The sequence below is a fragment of the Sphingomonas sp. genome (assembly GCF_051962185.1).
Lineage (GTDB): Bacteria > Pseudomonadota > Alphaproteobacteria > Sphingomonadales > Sphingomonadaceae > Sphingomonas.
Map to the genome: position 1 here is coordinate 1 of NZ_JBQCCN010000027.1, position 15,033 is coordinate 15,033.

Annotated in this window: 14 protein-coding genes; 7 read left to right on the forward strand and 7 right to left on the reverse strand. The window is 67.4% G+C overall.

The window, feature by feature from the left end; all coding sequences use genetic code 11:
* Together ACTHJR_RS02035 and miaA are read right to left on the reverse strand one after the other, a co-directional pair.
* Nucleotides 1-1,704 (reverse strand): acetolactate synthase 3 large subunit (locus tag ACTHJR_RS02035; protein ID WP_440521394.1); only part of this gene is annotated, 1,704 nt, incomplete at its 3' end.
* Between the two features lie 81 nt (nt 1,705-1,785).
* Nucleotides 1,786-2,751: a tRNA (adenosine(37)-N6)-dimethylallyltransferase MiaA gene (gene miaA / locus ACTHJR_RS02040; RefSeq protein ID WP_440521407.1), complete on the reverse strand. Its 966-nt coding sequence runs from the start codon at nt 2,749-2,751 to the stop codon at nt 1,786-1,788.
* A gap of 56 nt (nt 2,752-2,807) precedes the next feature.
* Between miaA and serB the strand changes: the two genes are divergently transcribed.
* Genes serB through ACTHJR_RS02055 form a run of 3 tightly spaced genes read left to right on the forward strand, consistent with a single transcriptional unit; the run spans nt 2,808 to nt 5,795 of the window.
* Nucleotides 2,808-3,680 carry a phosphoserine phosphatase SerB gene (serB, locus tag ACTHJR_RS02045; RefSeq protein WP_440521395.1) on the forward strand — a complete coding sequence of 291 codons (873 nt, stop codon included), beginning with the start codon at nt 2,808-2,810 and terminating at the stop codon, nt 3,678-3,680.
* Between the two features lie 5 nt (nt 3,681-3,685).
* Nucleotides 3,686-4,489 carry a hypothetical protein gene (locus ACTHJR_RS02050; protein ID WP_440521396.1) on the forward strand — a complete coding sequence of 268 codons (804 nt, stop codon included), beginning with the start codon at nt 3,686-3,688 and terminating at the stop codon, nt 4,487-4,489.
* A gap of 31 nt (nt 4,490-4,520) precedes the next feature.
* Complete coding sequence (locus tag ACTHJR_RS02055; RefSeq protein ID WP_440521397.1) at nt 4,521-5,795, forward strand: serine hydrolase domain-containing protein; 1,275 nt, start codon at nt 4,521-4,523, stop codon at nt 5,793-5,795.
* 34 nt (nt 5,796-5,829) lie between these two features.
* On the opposite strand, the gene ACTHJR_RS02060 is transcribed toward ACTHJR_RS02055, so the two are convergent.
* Nucleotides 5,830-6,909 (reverse strand): SPOR domain-containing protein, encoded by a 1,080-nt coding sequence (locus ACTHJR_RS02060; RefSeq protein WP_440521398.1) that lies wholly within the window; start codon nt 6,907-6,909, stop codon nt 5,830-5,832.
* 262 nt (nt 6,910-7,171) lie between these two features.
* Here ACTHJR_RS02060 and ACTHJR_RS02065 point away from each other — a divergent pair, with 262 nt between their 5' ends.
* Genes ACTHJR_RS02065 through ACTHJR_RS02075 form a run of 3 tightly spaced genes read left to right on the forward strand, consistent with a single transcriptional unit; the run spans nt 7,172 to nt 9,864 of the window.
* Nucleotides 7,172-7,894 carry an AAA family ATPase gene (locus ACTHJR_RS02065; protein WP_440521399.1) on the forward strand — a complete coding sequence of 241 codons (723 nt, stop codon included), beginning with the start codon at nt 7,172-7,174 and terminating at the stop codon, nt 7,892-7,894.
* Nucleotides 7,895-7,907: 13 nt separating this feature from the next.
* The gene (locus ACTHJR_RS02070; protein ID WP_440521408.1) at nt 7,908-8,528 is read left to right on the forward strand and encodes a hypothetical protein; all 621 of its coding nucleotides are present in this window, start codon (nt 7,908-7,910) and stop codon (nt 8,526-8,528) included.
* 16 nt (nt 8,529-8,544) lie between these two features.
* Entirely contained in the window at nt 8,545-9,864 is a 1,320-nt protein-coding gene (locus tag ACTHJR_RS02075) for an SPOR domain-containing protein (RefSeq protein ID WP_440521400.1), read from the forward strand.
* Nucleotides 9,865-10,038: 174 nt separating this feature from the next.
* Here ACTHJR_RS02075 and ACTHJR_RS02080 read toward each other — a convergent pair whose 3' ends face one another.
* Nucleotides 10,039-11,235, reverse strand: coding sequence for a dihydroorotase (locus tag ACTHJR_RS02080; RefSeq protein WP_440521401.1), 1,197 nt, complete (start codon nt 11,233-11,235; stop codon nt 10,039-10,041).
* A complete protein-coding gene (locus ACTHJR_RS02085; protein WP_440521402.1) occupies nt 11,232-12,221 on the reverse strand; it encodes an aspartate carbamoyltransferase catalytic subunit in 990 nt (329 codons plus the stop codon). The genes ACTHJR_RS02080 and ACTHJR_RS02085 overlap by 4 nt, the downstream gene beginning before the upstream one ends.
* Before the next feature lie 124 nt (nt 12,222-12,345).
* Here ACTHJR_RS02085 and ACTHJR_RS02090 point away from each other — a divergent pair, with 124 nt between their 5' ends.
* On the forward strand, nt 12,346-13,236 hold the full coding sequence (locus ACTHJR_RS02090; protein ID WP_440521404.1) for a helix-turn-helix domain-containing protein: 891 nt from the start codon (nt 12,346-12,348) through the stop codon (nt 13,234-13,236).
* A gap of 3 nt (nt 13,237-13,239) precedes the next feature.
* Here ACTHJR_RS02090 and ruvX read toward each other — a convergent pair whose 3' ends face one another.
* Nucleotides 13,240-13,707 carry a Holliday junction resolvase RuvX gene (gene ruvX, locus ACTHJR_RS02095; protein ID WP_440521405.1) on the reverse strand — a complete coding sequence of 156 codons (468 nt, stop codon included), beginning with the start codon at nt 13,705-13,707 and terminating at the stop codon, nt 13,240-13,242.
* Nucleotides 13,708-13,716: 9 nt separating this feature from the next.
* Nucleotides 13,717-14,886 carry a DUF3089 domain-containing protein gene (locus tag ACTHJR_RS02100; RefSeq protein WP_440521406.1) on the reverse strand — a complete coding sequence of 390 codons (1,170 nt, stop codon included), beginning with the start codon at nt 14,884-14,886 and terminating at the stop codon, nt 13,717-13,719.
* Between the last annotated feature and the right edge of the window lie 147 nt (nt 14,887-15,033).

Here is a 15,033-nt window from a genome sequence, read left to right on the forward strand (position 1 = left end):
GTCGGACTGCAGGATCATCTCGACATGCGAGGCGCCCGATGGGATCATCGGGAAGCAATTCGCCAATTGAGCGACGCGGCAGTCGACGATCACCGGGCCGTCATGCGCGAGCATGTCGGCGATGCCCGCGTCGAGCTGCGAGCGCTCCTCGATCAGGATGCCCTTCCAGCCATAAGCGTCGGCGAGCTTCACGAAATCGGGCAGGCTGTCCGAATAGCTTTCGGCATAGCGGCCCTCATAGGTCAGTTCCTGCCATTGCCGGACCATGCCCATATATTGGTTGTTGAGGATGAACACCTTGACCGGCAGGCGATATTGCGTCGCCGTCGCCATCTCCTGGATGTTCATCTGGATCGACGCTTCGCCGGCGATGTCGATGACCAGCGACTTGGGATTGCCGAGCTGCGCGCCGATCGCGGCAGGCAGGCCATAGCCCATCGTGCCGAGCCCGCCCGAGGTCAGCCATTTGTTGGGCGCCTCGAAGTCGAAATGCTGCGCCGCCCACATCTGGTGCTGCCCGACCTCGGTGGTGATGATCGGCGCCTGGTCCTTGGTCGCTTCCCACAAGGCGCGGATCGCGCGCTGCGGCATGATGTCCCTGGCCGAATCCTCGGGGAAATCGAGGCTCCTGACCGCCCGCCAGCCCTCGATCCGCCGCCACCATTCGCTGGTGTCGGGCTTGGGATGCTGGCGCGCTTTCCACACGCGGATCATGTCCTCGAGGACATGGCCGACATCGGCGACGATGCCCAGGTCGATGCGCACGGTCTTGTTGATGCTCGATCGGTCGATATCGACATGGACCTTGCGCGCATTGGGCGCGAAGGCGTCGAGCCGGCCGGTGACGCGGTCGTCGAACCGCGCGCCCAAAGCGATGATCAGGTCGGCCTGGTTCATCGCCCAATTGGCTTCATAAGTCCCGTGCATGCCGAGCATGCCGAGCCATTGCGGACTGGAGGCGGGGAAGGCGCCCAAGCCCATCAACGTCGACGTCACCGGCGCACCAGTGATCTTGGCCAGCTCGCGCAGCAGTTGCGACGCGCCGGGTCCCGAATTGATCACGCCACCGCCGGTATAGAAGATCGGGCGTTCGGCGGCGGCCAGCATGTCGACCAATTGCTCGATCACCGCCGGGTCGGCCTTGATCTGCGGGCGATAGGTCTTGTGCTGGGGCGGCCCCGGTTTGACGTATTTCGCGGTCGCGACCTGGACGTCCTTGGGGATGTCGATGACGACCGGTCCTGGCCGGCCCGAGGTCGCGATATGGAACGCCTCGTGGATCGTCGCGCCCAGCCGCGCCGGATCCTTCACCAGATAATTGTGCTTGGTGCAGTGCCGTGTAATCCCGACAGTATCGGCTTCCTGGAAAGCGTCCGAGCCGATCAGGTGGGTCGCGACCTGGCCGGTGATGACCACCATCGGGATCGAATCCATCAGTGCGTCGGTGATCCCGGTGACCGCATTGGTCGCGCCCGGCCCCGAGGTGACGAGCACGACGCCGGGCTTACCGGTCGAGCGCGCATAGCCCTCTGCGGCATGGGTCGCGGCCTGTTCATGGCGGACCAGGATGTGGCGGATGCGCTTCTGCTTGAAGATCGCGTCATAGATCGGAAGCACCGCACCGCCGGGATAGCCGAACACGACTTCCACGCCGAGATCGCACAGCGCCTCGACCAGGATATCGGCTCCACTTTTCTCGGCCACGACGGGTCCTCCTTCTTCGCATACGCAACATGATTGCAGAGGCGCGGCTCTACGTGCATGAAAACTACGCGTCAATCACAACTATGATAATCTTATTGCTAATTCGCTATCAAGTTTGAAACTATCTGTCTCTTCCATGCGCTTCCAGCTCTCGGGCGGCTGGTTGCGGAACCAGGTGTATTGCCGTTTGGCATATTGCCTGGTGGCCAGGCTGGCGCGCGCGATCGCGTCGTGAAGGGTGATCTCGCCCAATGCGGCGGCGGCGAGTTCGGGCATGCCGATGGCGCGGCGGATCGGGGCATCGAGCGGCACGTCCTCGCGCGCGATCAACGCGGAAACTTCGGTCATCGCGCCGGCGTCGACCATCGCCGCGAACCGCCGGTCGATCCGCTCGTTGAGCCAGTCTCGCGGCGGCAGCAGGATGGTGGCGACGAGATCGATCCGTTCGCCGATGCCGCCGACGCGCTCGCGGCGCCATTCGGCGATCGGGCGGCCGGTCGATCGCGCGACTTCCAGCGCGCGGCAGATGCGGCTGGTGTCGGCCGGGTTGAGCCTTGCCGCTTCTTCCCGGTCGACAGCGGTTAGTGCCGCATGAGCGTCGGCCAGGTTCATCGCGCGCACCTCGGCGCGGATCGCCGGATCGATCTCGGGCACCGGTGCGATGCCGTCGATCAGGGTGCGGAGATAGAAACCGGTGCCGCCGACCAGGATCGGCAGGCTGTTCGCGGCCAGCGCGCGGTCGATCTCGACGCGCGCCTCGGCGGCCCAGCGCGCCGCCGAATAACCGGTGTCGGCGGCATCGACATGGCCGAACAGGCGATGCGGTGCGCGCGCCTCTTCCTCCGCCGAAGGGCGGGCGGTGACGATCCTGAGGTCGCGATAGACTTGCGCACTGTCGGCGTTGACGATCGTGCCGCCATGTTTTTCGGCGAGAAGCAGCGCGAGCGCGGACTTGCCGCTCGCGGTCGGTCCTGCGATGAGCGCGACTTTCGGAAGGTCGGCCACTCTACTTCCGTTCGCCCTGAGCCTGTCGAAGGGCGTGACCATGTGCTTCGACAGGCCCAGCACGAACGGGTGAGAGAGGCAGCAATCGGAGACCCAGCTTGTTCATCGCCACCCTGATAGCCATGGATCTGCCCAAGGGCGAGGTCAGCGCCGCGCGCGACCGCCTCGACAAAGCGGGGTGCCTGCCGGTCGCTCAGGTCTGGGTCGAGCACGGTGAAGCCATCGACCTCCAGTTCGGGCGCGATCCGGCCGCCGCGCGCGCCGCGCTGGAAGGGCAGGGCTATGACGTGGTCGTCCAGCCCGCCGAGCACCGCCGCAAGAAGCTGATCGTCGCCGACATGGATTCGACGATGATCACGGTCGAATGCATCGACGAACTCGCCGACTATGCCGGGATCAAGGCGCAGATCGCCGCAGTCACCGAGGCGGCGATGCGCGGCGAGCTCGACTTCGGCGAAGCGCTCGATGCCCGCGTGGCGCTGCTCAAGGGGCTGGAGGAAAGCGTGATCGACCGCTGCCTCGCCGAGCGCGTCAAGATCATGCCCGGCGCGAAGGCGCTGGTGCGGACGATGCGCGGCTGGGGCGCGAGCGCGATCCTTGTATCGGGCGGCTTCACCCGCTTCGCCGAGCCCGTCGCCGCCGAGATCGGCTTCACCCGCGCCATCGCCAATGTGCTCGAGATCGCCGACGGTAAGTTGGCGGGGACTGTGACCAAGCCGATCGTCGATGCCTCGACCAAGCTCGCGACCTTGTCGGAAGCGGTGCTCGACCTCGGCCTGTCGCCGGCCGAGACGCTCGCGGTGGGCGACGGCGCCAACGACCTCGCGATGATCACCCAGGCGGGGCTGGGCGTCGCTTATCATGCCAAACCGGTGGTCGCCGCGGCCGCCGGCGCGCGGATCGATCATGGCGACTTGTCGGCGTTGCTGTTCGCGCAGGGTATTGCGCGGAGGGACTGGGCCGTTAGCTAGGAGCGATGTCGTTCAACCCGAGCCGTCGGAACCGCAACATCGGAACCGTCAGGCAGGGGCACGGGCAGAATAATCGTCTGGTCATCCCCGAACCCGTGCGCGCTCGCCTGACTTGGAAAGAGCGGTTGGGAGCGCACCGTCATTTGACAGCCGATGTGAATGGAAAGGCAGTCCACTTCTTCGTCGAAGAAACCAACGGCGGATGCATTCATGCCTGTTCCGTCGAGGATGTCGTCCGCTTGCTGTCAACGATCCCGGGCAGCGATTGGCCAGGTCTGGATATCGTCGTCCTGCGGCAGCCGACGCGGAAGCAACGCATTGTCGATCCCGCTTGGGGGCGGCTGCTCTATTTCGCCGAATTGGGTCGAGCCGGGCGGGCGCCCACAGCCAGCGGGCCGGCGATCCTACTCGAAGCGGTGGACCTGTCGGCGAAGCTCGAATGGCCGACCTCGTTGCAGCCCGACATGGCAGAAGAACTAGACCGGCTGCGATCGGACGGTCATGGGGTCGCGCGCATTGGGCGCCGGTATATGCTGTCTTTGAGTAAGGAATCGGTGCGGGCGACGCAACTCTACCGGACGCTGCCCCACGAGATCGGGCATTGGGCCGATTGGTTGGAGAAGGTCGAAACACCTTGCGCACGTGGGGGTGATTACGATGCACTGAGCGACGCTTATTTCGCACGCCCCCGAGCTGAGCGCGAAGCCTATGCGCATCGATATGCCGATGATCTTCGTCGGCGGCTCCAACATGAGGGAGCGATTCCGTTCTCACAAATCGTTGCGTCGGGGAACGAAACGATCGAATAGTGAACGTTCACAATTGCTGCAGGAGGGGTTCATGGACCGACGGAATGCACTAGCGGTGTTGGCGTCGGGGTTGGCCATCCCTGCCTTCGCCGCTGAAGGGCGAGCTGCCCCCGTCCCCGCCGGCTTCGCGATCGACCGCAACCGCATCGACACCGCTCTCAAGCAGATGGTTGCCGCCAATCGCGTCGCAGGCGCGTCTTGCCTGGTCTGGCAGCGCGGGGCGGAGCGCTATTTCGGGGCGTTCGGGTTCGCCGATCGCGAAGCGAAGCGGGCAATGGCGCGCGATACGCTGGTGCAGATCTTTTCGATGACCAAGCCGGTCACCGGCACCGCGCTGATGCAATTGTGGGAGCAGGGCAAGTTCGGGCTCGACGACCGGCTCGCCGATTATCTTCCGGCGTTCGGCAAGGTGAAGGTGCTGGCGGGCGGGACCGGCGCCGACGGCAACCCGTTGCTCCGCGATCCTGCACGACCGATCGTCATCCGCGACATCATGCGCCACACCGCGGGCTTTTCCTACGGAATGCGCGACACCCCCGCCGACAAGATCTTCCATGACGTCGATCCGCTCGCGCTGACCAATACGCTGGAGGAATTCGGCGCCAAGCTGGCGACCGTGCCGCTGTTGTTCGATCCGGGCGCCGAATGGAGCTACAGCACCGGCGTCGACGTCCAGGCGCTGTTGGTCGAGCATCTGACGGGGGAGGCGTTCGAGCCGCACGGCCGGCGCACGGTGCTCGAGCCATTGGGCATGAGAGACACGGCCTGGACCCAGCCGCCGGAGCGCCTGTCGCGCTTCGCCGCCGCTTATACCCAGGGGCCCGGCGGCACGCTCACGCGCTATCCCGACGACAAGACCCGCGCGCTCAATTTCGGCCCGCGCAAGCTGACGATGGGCGGGGCGGGGCTGGCCTCGACGCTCGACGATTACATGCGGTTCGCGCGGATGCTGCTCGGCCGCGGCACGCTCGACGGGATGGGCATCCTCTCACCCGATACGATCCGCGTGATGTCGACCGACCAACTCGACCCGCGCATCACCAAGCGCTTCTTCCTGCCCGAAAAGGGTTCGGTCGGGTTCGGGCTGGATTTTGCGGTGCGGATCGCGCCGCCCCGGGACGCGAAGGAGAATCGCGGCACCGTGGGCGAGTTCTTCTGGGACGGGGCGGCAACCACGCTGTTCTGGGTCGACCCGGTCAACGACCTGGCGGTGGTATTCTTCGTCCAGGTCGCGCCGTTCGACGGCACGCTCCATCATGATATCCGCCAGGCGGTGTACGGGCCGGATTATACCGGCCCGGTGTAATTCCCCCTCCCTGCAAAGGAGGGGAATCCGACGCTTACGGATTGACCGGCACGCATTCCGATCCGGCGCGCTTGACCGCACCGCAGAGGCGCGCCGCGTCGGCCTGCGAGCGGATCGGTCCGGCCTGGAGCTTGGTGATCGCGCCGACCTTGCGGAGATAGGGCTGCATGCCGGCGAGCCCGGCGACCTGGCCCTTGAGCCGAGTCCACAATGCCTTGGCATTGCCCTCGTCGCGGAACGCGCCGAACTGGACGCGCCAGTTGCCGCCGCTCGCGACCGGAACGGCCGCGGGCTCGCGCTCGGCGCGCACCGGCGCCGGCTTCGGGCGCGCGACCGGCGGCGGCGTATAGGCGGGCCCGGGAGCGGAGGGCGGTTCTTCGGAATTGTAGGCCGGTGCCGGGTTATAGGCCCGCGGCGGGTTGGCCGCGACTACGGGCGGCCTATTCCGGCCGGGCTTGCCTTTGACCGGCGCCGGATAGGTCGCGCCCGGCTGCCCGAAGCCGGGGCCTGCCGCGCTGGACGGCGGCAAGTCCATCGGCGTGATCGTCTGGCCGCCGGGGCCAGCCGGGCCGCCGCCGGTAATTTCAGGAGTGTAATTGCTGTTGCTCGCGACCTGGGCATCCATCTTGCGCGCGAGCTCGACGCCCTGCTGGCGCTGATCGGCGGGGATGTATTTGTCCATCTCGGCCAGCGTCTGCGATCCTTGCGGCAGGCCGGCGCCCGACGAGCGCGTCATCAGGGCATAAGCGCGGACCCAGTCGCGCTGCACCCCGTCGCCGTTGAACAACATGGTGCCGAGCACGAGTTCGGCGCGCGGCTCGCCGCGGGCGACCGATTTCTCCAGCCAGGGAGCGGCTTCGGCGCGCTTGCCGTCCTGGAACAGCGCGAGACCGTAATTGTCCTCAGCCTGGACATGGCCCTGCAACGCCGCCTTGCGATACCAGCTTTCCGCCATCGGCAAGTCGACCGGCACGCCGCGGCCGAGCTTATAGGCCTGGCCGAGATTGAATTGCGCGTCGGCGTCGCCGGCGATCGCCGCCTTGCGCCATTCGTCGACCGCGGCTCGGTAATCGCCGCGGTTCCACGCGTCGACGCCCGCCTTGGTATCGGCCATGGCCGGTGCCCCAAGCGCGAAAGTCGCGGTGACGGTTGCAAGGGAAAGCGCCGCAGCGCCGATCAGCGTTCGCATGTTACTCGTGTCCCGCCCAGTACGCCCTGTGTGTAATATCGCGCTGTAACGGGCGAATGGCAAAGAAAAGGTTAGCCATGCCGTCCGCGTCCCGCCTCCGCGCCGTGACTGAATAGCGCGCCGTTAACCTGTTCTTAGCTCGGGTCGTGGCACCTCGCCCTCGGAATAGCGGGGAGTAACAGGATCAATGCGCGTTCTCGCGATGGCATCGCAGAAGGGCGGATCGGGCAAGACGACGCTGTCTGGGCACCTCGCGGTGCAGGCACAGCTCGCCGGAGCCGGCCCCGTTGTGCTGATCGACATCGACCCCCAGGGATCGCTGTCGGACTGGTGGAACGAGCGTGAGACGGAGTTTCCGGCTTTCGCCCAGACCACCGTGGCGCGGCTCGCCGCCGATCTGGAGGTGCTGCGCCAGCAGGGCTTCAAGATGGCGGTGATCGATACGCCGCCCGCCATCACCATGGCGATCCAGAGCGTCATCCAGGTCGCCGAACTGATCGTCATCCCGACGCGCCCGTCGCCGCACGACCTTCGTGCCGTCGGCGCCACCGTCGATCTCTGCGAGCGCGCCGGCAAGCCGCTGATCTTCGTGGTCAACGCGGCGACGCCCAAGGCCAAGATCACCTCGGAAGCCGCGGTCGCGCTGTCGCAGCACGGCACCGTCGCGCCGATCACGATCCACCATCGCACCGATTTCGCCGCCTCAATGATCGACGGCCGCACGGTGATGGAGGTCGATCCCAAGGGCCGCTCCGCCGCCGAAGTGACGGAGCTCTGGGCCTATATTTCGGACCGTCTCGAAAAGAATTTCCGCCGCACCGTGTTCTCGGCACCGACCGCGGTGCAGCACCCGGGCTTCGGCGCTCGTCCCCAGGCCGGCGGTGGCTTCGGCCGTCGTGTGATGAGCTGAGGGGCGCGCGATGATGGGCGAACCCAAACCTTTTGCCTCGCTGTCCTCGGGCCTGCTCGCGCGCAAGGGCCAGGCGCGGCCGGCGATGCGGCCGCAAGGCTTCACCGGCGGCTATCCGTCGCTGGCCGGTCTCGAGGATCTCGGCTGGAACGACATGGGCCACGCGCCCGAGCCGATCGCCGACGTGCATCCGTTGCACCAGGACGACCAGATTCTGCCGCCGCCTGAAGGCGTGCCGCCGGTGCTGGCGCAGCGCCATGCGCTGAAGGAAGAATTCGAGCCGCCGGTGCTCGACGAGGACGTCGCCGAGGAAGCCGAGGCGGCGGTCGAAACGATGCTGGTCGCCCCGGCGCCCGCGCCGATTCCGGTGCCGACGCCGGTCGCCGATCCGTTCGAACCGCGCCCGGTGTCGGTCGCCGCGGCCAGCCGGATCGCGCGCGCCACCCAGCACAAGCACAAGGCGGCGTTCACCTTGCGCCTCGACGGGGACCGCCATCTGCGGCTGCGCCTCGCCAGCGCGGTCAGCGGCCAGTCGGCGCAACAGATCGTTACCGGGGCGCTCGACGCCTTTCTCGAATCGCTACCCGAAGTCGACGAGCTGGCGCGCCAGCTGCCGACGCGGGCCAAGAGGTGAAGTGGGGGACTTTGCGATGAAGTCGAAGGGATTGACCACGGGCTTGTCGGCGCTGGCGCTCTGCGTCGCGCTCGGCGGCGTCTATCACGGGGTGGCACTGGCCGGCTCGCAGTCGAGCGCTGTCGATGATCGCGCCGCGGCGCTGGACGTGACCAAGGCGAAGAAGGCGCTCGCGAACCGCAATGGCGAGGAAGCCGTGCGCTGGGCGGAGGCCGCCGTCGAGCTGCGACCTCAGGTCGCGGATTATCGCGCGGTACTGGGCCAGGCCTATCTGCTCGCCGGGCGTTTCGCCTCGGCGCGCACCACGTTCAACGACGCGCTGACGCTGTCGCCGGGCGACGGCAAGGTCGCGCTCAACCTCGCGCTCGCGCAGATCGCCGAGGGCGACTACGCCGGCGCCCACCAGACGCTCGACAGCAATTCGGGCTCGATCCCGGTCAGCGATCGCGGTCTGGCGATGGCACTGGCGGGCGACCCGTCGGGTGCGGTCAATCTGCTGTTGCCGGTCGCGCGCCAGCCGGGCGCCGACGCCAAGCTGCGCCAGAACCTGGCGCTCAGCCTTGCGCTCGCCGGCCGCTGGCAGGATTCCCGCCTGGTCGCGGGGATGGATCTGTCGCCGACCGACACAGACAAGCGCATGACCGAATGGGCGTCGTTCGCGCATCCCGCGTCGCGCTATGACCAGGTCGCCGCATTGCTCGGCGTGACGCCGGCCGCCGATCCGGGCCAGCCGGTCGCGCTGGCGCTCAACGCCAGCACGCCGGTCGTCGCCACGCCGGCGGCACCGGTCGAAGCCTATCTTCCCAAGGCACCCGCCGAAGTCGCGGTCAGCGCTCCCGCCGTCGAGGCCGGCAGCAGCGTTCCCGCCCCGGTCGCGGCGCCAGCGGTGACCAGCATCGTGTTCGGCCCGCGCGCCGAAGTCGTTCAGCCGCTGCCGGTTCAGCCGGTGGTCGGCAGCAAGGCGCCACTGATCAAGGCGCCGAAGACGGCCATCAAGGCCGCCGCTTTCGTCAAACCCATGGCTGCTCCTACCACCCCGGGCGCCGCCAAGGTCAGCGTGGGCAAGGGCAATTTCTATGTCCAGCTCGGTGCCTATGACAGCGCGGGCGTCGCCCGCGACGCCTGGGGCCGGGCCTCACGCGCTTATTCGGGCTTCGCCGACCATGCTCCGACGGGCATGGCGGTGACGGTCAAGGGCAAGAGCTTCTACCGCCTGTCGGTCGGCGGTTTCGACCAGAACGGCGCGAAGCAGCTCTGCGCCGCGTATCGCGCCAAGGGCGGCAATTGCTTCGTCCGCGCGAATGCCGGCGACAAGGCCGCCGACTTCAAGCGCTGAGGTTAACCGCTCGACGCGACCCAAATACCGTCGTCACCCCGGCCTTGTGCCGGGGTCTGCCGTGCCGCAAGTCAATGGCCTGGAACTTCTGACCGTGTGGCCTGCCTCCCGGCGGATCCCGGCACAAGGCCGGGATGACGGTTTGGATGATGGCCAGGTCGGTCGCATGATCGACTAGGCCGAAATCTCTTTCCCGCCCTTCCACAGCCGCAACACCTTGCCCTGAGTCGGCAGCCCGTCGAACGGCGTGTTGCCGGCCCGCGCCTTCATCGCCTCTCCCCGGATCTGCCAGGGGGCATCGGGATCGAGCAGGATCAGGTCGGCCGGCTGACCCACGGCGAGCGCGCCGGTATCGATCCCCAGCACTTTCGCCGGATTGATCGCGAGCATCGTGAACAGCCGCTCGACGGGAAGACCCAGGCCAAGACCGAGCGCCAGCAAGGTCTCGGCTCCCGACGCTCCCGGCGCGGCATCGGCGAAGGGCAGGCGCTTTTCCTCCGGTCCGCGCGGATCGTGTCCCGAGCACAGCACGTCGATCGTGCCGTCGGCCACTGCCGCCAGCGCGGTCTTGCGGTCGTCCTCCGATCGCAACGGCGGCGAGAGATGGGCAAAGGTGCGGAAATCGCTCATCGCGTTGTCGGACAGCAGCAGATGGGCAGGGGTGATGCCACACGTTACCCGCACCCCACGCCGCTTCGCCGCGCGGATCAGGTCGAAGCCGGCGGCGGTGGTGACTTGCCGGACATGGAGCCGCGCGCCGGTATCCTCGGCCAGCGCGACGTCGCGCGCGATCGCCAGCGCTTCCGCTACCGCCGGCGCCGCGCTCAGGCCGAGCCGGGTCGCGGTCTCGCCTTCGGTCGCGACGGCATTGCCGGCCAGTCCGCCGTCCTCGGCATGCGCGATCACCGTCAGGTCGAGGTCGCGCGCATCAGCGAGCACTGTGCGCATCACGCCCGAATCGGCGATCCAGCGCCGGCCGCTCGCGACGGCCCTGGCGCCGGCGTCCTGCATGATCGCCATTTCGGCGAGATCGGTGCCCTGCAATCCCTTGGTCGCCGCCGCGATCGGGTGAATCCACAGCTTGGGCTTGCCGACCAGCGATGCGCGCTGGACGATGCCGGGATCGTCGAGCACGGTCGACTGGTCGGGCATCAGTCCGACGCGGACGATGCCGCCCGCGCGGAACGCCTCGCGATCGATCGCGAACACGCCGAGGTCGACGATGCCGGGAGCGAGCAGCTTGCCGCCGCAATCGATGGCCTCGGCGCCAGGCGCATCGTCGGCGATACGGTCGTTGACGACGTACAACTCGCCCTCGGTCACTCCCTCGGGGCGGACGATCCTGGCATTGACGAAGCGGAGCGCGGTCATGCCCAGCCCTCCACCTTGCGCTCGCGTCGCGTCAGCACGTCGAGACAGGCCATGCGCACCGCGACTCCCATCTCGACCTGCTCGGTGATCGCCGAGCGATCGGGATGGTCGGCGACGCTCGAATCGATCTCGACCCCGCGGTTCATCGGCCCGGGATGCATGATCAGCGCGTCGGGCTTGGCGTGCGCCAGCCGCTCCGGCGTCAGGCCGTAGCGCAGATGGAATTCGCGGGTGGAGGGAATGAAGGCGCCGGACATGCGCTCGTTCTGCAGGCGAAGCATCATCACCACGTCGGCATCCTTGAGCGCCGCGTCGAAATCCGAATAGGGCGTCACGCCCATCCGCTCGATCGCCGCAGGCATCAGCGTGGTCGGCGCAACCACGCGGACCTCGGCGGCGAGCGCGGTCAGCGCGAGGATGTTCGAGCGCGCGACGCGGCTGTGCAGGATGTCGCCGCAGATCACGACGCGCTGTCCGGCGATATGCCCGCGCCGGCGGCGGATGGTGAGCGCGTCGAGCAGGGCCTGGGTCGGATGCTCATGGCTGCCGTCGCCGGCATTGAGCACCGGGCAATCGACCTTGTCGGCGATCAGCCGCACCGCGCCCGAGCTCGAATGGCGGATGACGATGACGTCGGCGCGCATCGCGTTGAGCGTCATCGCGGTGTCGATCAGCGTCTCGCCTTTCTTCACGCTCGACTGCGCGACCGCCATGTTGACGACATCGGCGCCGAGCCGCTTGCCGGCGATCTCGAACGACAGCAGGGTCCGCGTCGAGTTCTCGAAAAAGGCGTTGATCAGGGTCAGCCCGGCGAGGCGCTTGTCGGGCTTGGCACGATTGCGGTTCGCCTCGACCCATTGCTCCGCCTCGTCGAGCAGGAACGCGATCTCATGCGGTTGCAGGCCGGAAATGCCCGTCAAATGCCCGTGCGGGAAGACGGCGCCGCCCTCGATGAGAGCCGCGGGACGATGATCGGAAGGTTGCATTAAAGCCGTCGCCTAGACCCGCCGGGGCGGGGGCGCAAGCGCGCCGCGATGCTTGATGACGATCAACCCATTTTGGGCTTCCGCTCTGGCATCCTTTTGGACAGAATGGGCACGAGGGGAAGATATGACCGGTCCGCCAGCGACCGGTGCGCCGCCCGGCGTGCCGGACATCCGTTTCCACCTTCCGGCGGAAAATCTCCGCTCGCTCGTCACTTCCTATTATTTCCTCGAATCGACCGGGCCGCTCGCCGATTTCACGCATCCCGAATGGGCCAATATCCGATTCGCGATCCGTGGATCGTGGAGGTTCGAGGATGGCGAGGCCAAGAATGCGATCGAGCCGTCGCGAGCGGCGCTGTTCGGGCCCAGCGACCGCGCACGGCGCTTCATGACCGAGGGCGGGCTGGTGCTGGGCGTCGGGCTGACGCCGATCGGCTGGCTGACGCTGATCGGCAGCGATGCGTCGGACTTCGCCAATCTGATCGTGCCGCTCGATCGCCAATTGGGCGTGCCGGGGCCGGAGATTCTCGCGCGCCTCGTCGCGGCGGAGGACGATGCTGCGCGCGTCGCGGTGCTCGACGCCATCCTCGGCGCGCGGCCGGCCTCGCAAAGCGCCTATCGGACGATGGCGATGCGCGTGCAGGAAGCGTTGCTGTCGGGAGAGGTCGACCAGGTCGCCGATCTGGCCGAGCATCTCGGTATCGAGCAGCGCACGTTGCATCGCGTCTGCACCTCGGTGTTCGGCTTCCCGCCGGTGCGCTTGCTGCGCCGCCAGCGCTTCCTGCGCACGCTGGGCAAGGTCCGCGACCGGCTCGACCAGCCGCTCGGCCAGCTGATCGATTCGGGCTATTACGACCAGGCGCATTTCAATCGCGACTTCAAGGCGCACATGGGCATGACCCCGCTCGCTTATTTCCGCCTGCCGCGCGAGGCGCTGCGCCGCGCGGCGGTGGAGCGACACCGCGTGCTGGGCGCGCCGGTCCAGGGGCTGCACGTCCAGCGGGATCAGGGCTGAAAGTCAGGGCTGGATCGCCACCAGCCCGTCGATCGCGCCCTGCAGGATGTAGCTCGCCGCCAATTTGTCGACCCGCTCGGCACGCTTGGCGCGGCTCAGATCCTCGGTGATCATCTGGCGCTCGACCGCCTGGGTCGACCAGCGCTCGTCCCATAGCAGGATCGGCAGGCCGAGATCGGCGATGTTGCGCGCGAATGCCCGGGTCGATTGGGTGCGCGGCGAGTCGGTGCCGTCGAGATTGAGCGGCAGGCCGACGACCACGCCCTTGACCGATTGCGCCGTCGCCAGCGCCGCGAGCGCCGCCTTGTCGGCGGTGAACTTGGCGCGGCGGATCAGGTCGGCCGGGCTCGCGAAGCTCCAGCCGGCGTCGCAAAGGGCGGTGCCGATCGTCTTGGTACCGACGTCGAGGCCGAGCAGGCGACCGCCATTGGGCAGGGCGGCGCGGAAATCGGTCAGGTCGGCGGTGATCATCGGCGCCGGCTAGCGCTTGGGCGACGCGAGCGGCGCGGGCGTCGAAAAGGGGGCGGGAGTACGGGCGGGCAGGGGCTTGCCCGAGAAGGTCGCGTAGCGTCGTACCGCGTCGTTCCGAACGTTCACCCAGAACATCGAATAATCGAACACATGGTAATTGTTGCCCGGCAGCACATAGCCGCCGAGGTTCACCGGCTCGCCGATCGACAGGAAGCCGCGGCCGAAGCATTTCGCCGGCACCCCCGGCGTCGCCAGCGTGGCGCTGTTCAGATCCTTGGAGGGGATCAGCGTGCCGAGATTGTCCTTGGCCCCGGCAGCAGCGCCCGGCGTCCCGGTGATCGGGTTGGTGCAGACCATGTCGGTGCCCTTGCGCGGCTTGCCGTCGAAGCCGGTGGTGGCGTCGAACACGTCGGTGATCATCGACGGATCGGCGGGCTCGGCGAAGCTCTGCCATGACAGGATGCAATGCGCCTGGTCGGCGGTGGCGCATTCGGGCAAGCCGAGCGTGGGAAGATCGGTGGTCTTCGAGATCGGCCAGCCGACCACGTAAGCGGCGACGATCCGCTTGGCGAGCGGCTGCCCGGCGACGCGCTCGCGCAACAGCCGCTCGAGATGGAGCGCGCCCTGGCTGTGCCCGGCCAGGATGATCGGGCGGTCGGGACCGACTTCCCTGAGGAATTCGTCGAACGCGGCGAGCACGTCACCATAGGCGAAATCGAGCGCTTTCTGCGCCTCCGCCTCGCTGGTCAGGAACGCGCCGAACGTCGCTTGGCGATAGCGCGGCGCCCAGATTTCGCCGATCCCGTTAAACGCCGACGCCTGGCCACGCAGGAACACTTCGGCGGTCTTGTTGGCTTGGGCATCGTCGAGCGGTGCGTTCCAATGCGCGCGGTCGATGTATGAGGTCGGGTGGATGAAGAACACCGCGACCGGCGGCTTCTTGCCCGGTTTGTAGTTGGCGGGCGTCCACAACGCCGGGTTGTTGGGGATGTCGGGCCGCGCGAACCACATGCCGGACTTCTCATACGCCTGTTCCGTTGTGGCGGGACCGCCCTCGAACTGCGCGCTCGGAACCAGCGCGGCCTTCATCACCTCGCCGGGAAAGAGCCGATAGATGAATAGCCCCGCGATCGCGAGGAGGATGAGGAACAGAACCAGATAGACGAATTTGCGGGCCAAGATGCGCTCCGATTGCAGCCAAGGACCCGTGCCTGATCGTTGCGGCGGTTGCAATCGTGGCGGCCGCTCTGCTAGCCGCGCCTGCATGTCCGTAGACGCCGCAACCGTGAAGAAGATCGCGAGCCTGGCCCGCATCGCGATCACCGA

What these genes read in the sequence shown, in the direction of transcription:
- ruvX (WP_440521405.1), bottom strand. Translation starts at nt 13,707, where the DNA reads ATGATCACCGCCGACCTGACCGATTTCCGCGCCGCCCTGCCCAATGGC.
- ACTHJR_RS02050 (WP_440521396.1), top strand. Translation starts at nt 3,686, where the DNA reads ATGTCGTTCAACCCGAGCCGTCGGAACCGCAACATCGGAACCGTCAGG.
- ACTHJR_RS02065 (WP_440521399.1), top strand. Translation starts at nt 7,172, where the DNA reads ATGCGCGTTCTCGCGATGGCATCGCAGAAGGGCGGATCGGGCAAGACG.
- ACTHJR_RS02090 (WP_440521404.1), top strand. Translation starts at nt 12,346, where the DNA reads ATGACCGGTCCGCCAGCGACCGGTGCGCCGCCCGGCGTGCCGGACATC.
- ACTHJR_RS02060 (WP_440521398.1), bottom strand. Translation starts at nt 6,909, where the DNA reads ATGGCCGATACCAAGGCGGGCGTCGACGCGTGGAACCGCGGCGATTAC.
- ACTHJR_RS02085 (WP_440521402.1), bottom strand. Translation starts at nt 12,221, where the DNA reads ATGCAACCTTCCGATCATCGTCCCGCGGCTCTCATCGAGGGCGGCGCC.
- ACTHJR_RS02055 (WP_440521397.1), top strand. Translation starts at nt 4,521, where the DNA reads ATGGACCGACGGAATGCACTAGCGGTGTTGGCGTCGGGGTTGGCCATC.
- ACTHJR_RS02075 (WP_440521400.1), top strand. Translation starts at nt 8,545, where the DNA reads ATGAAGTCGAAGGGATTGACCACGGGCTTGTCGGCGCTGGCGCTCTGC.
- ACTHJR_RS02080 (WP_440521401.1), bottom strand. Translation starts at nt 11,235, where the DNA reads ATGACCGCGCTCCGCTTCGTCAATGCCAGGATCGTCCGCCCCGAGGGA.
- miaA (WP_440521407.1), bottom strand. Translation starts at nt 2,751, where the DNA reads ATGGTCACGCCCTTCGACAGGCTCAGGGCGAACGGAAGTAGAGTGGCC.
- ACTHJR_RS02070 (WP_440521408.1), top strand. Translation starts at nt 7,908, where the DNA reads ATGGGCGAACCCAAACCTTTTGCCTCGCTGTCCTCGGGCCTGCTCGCG.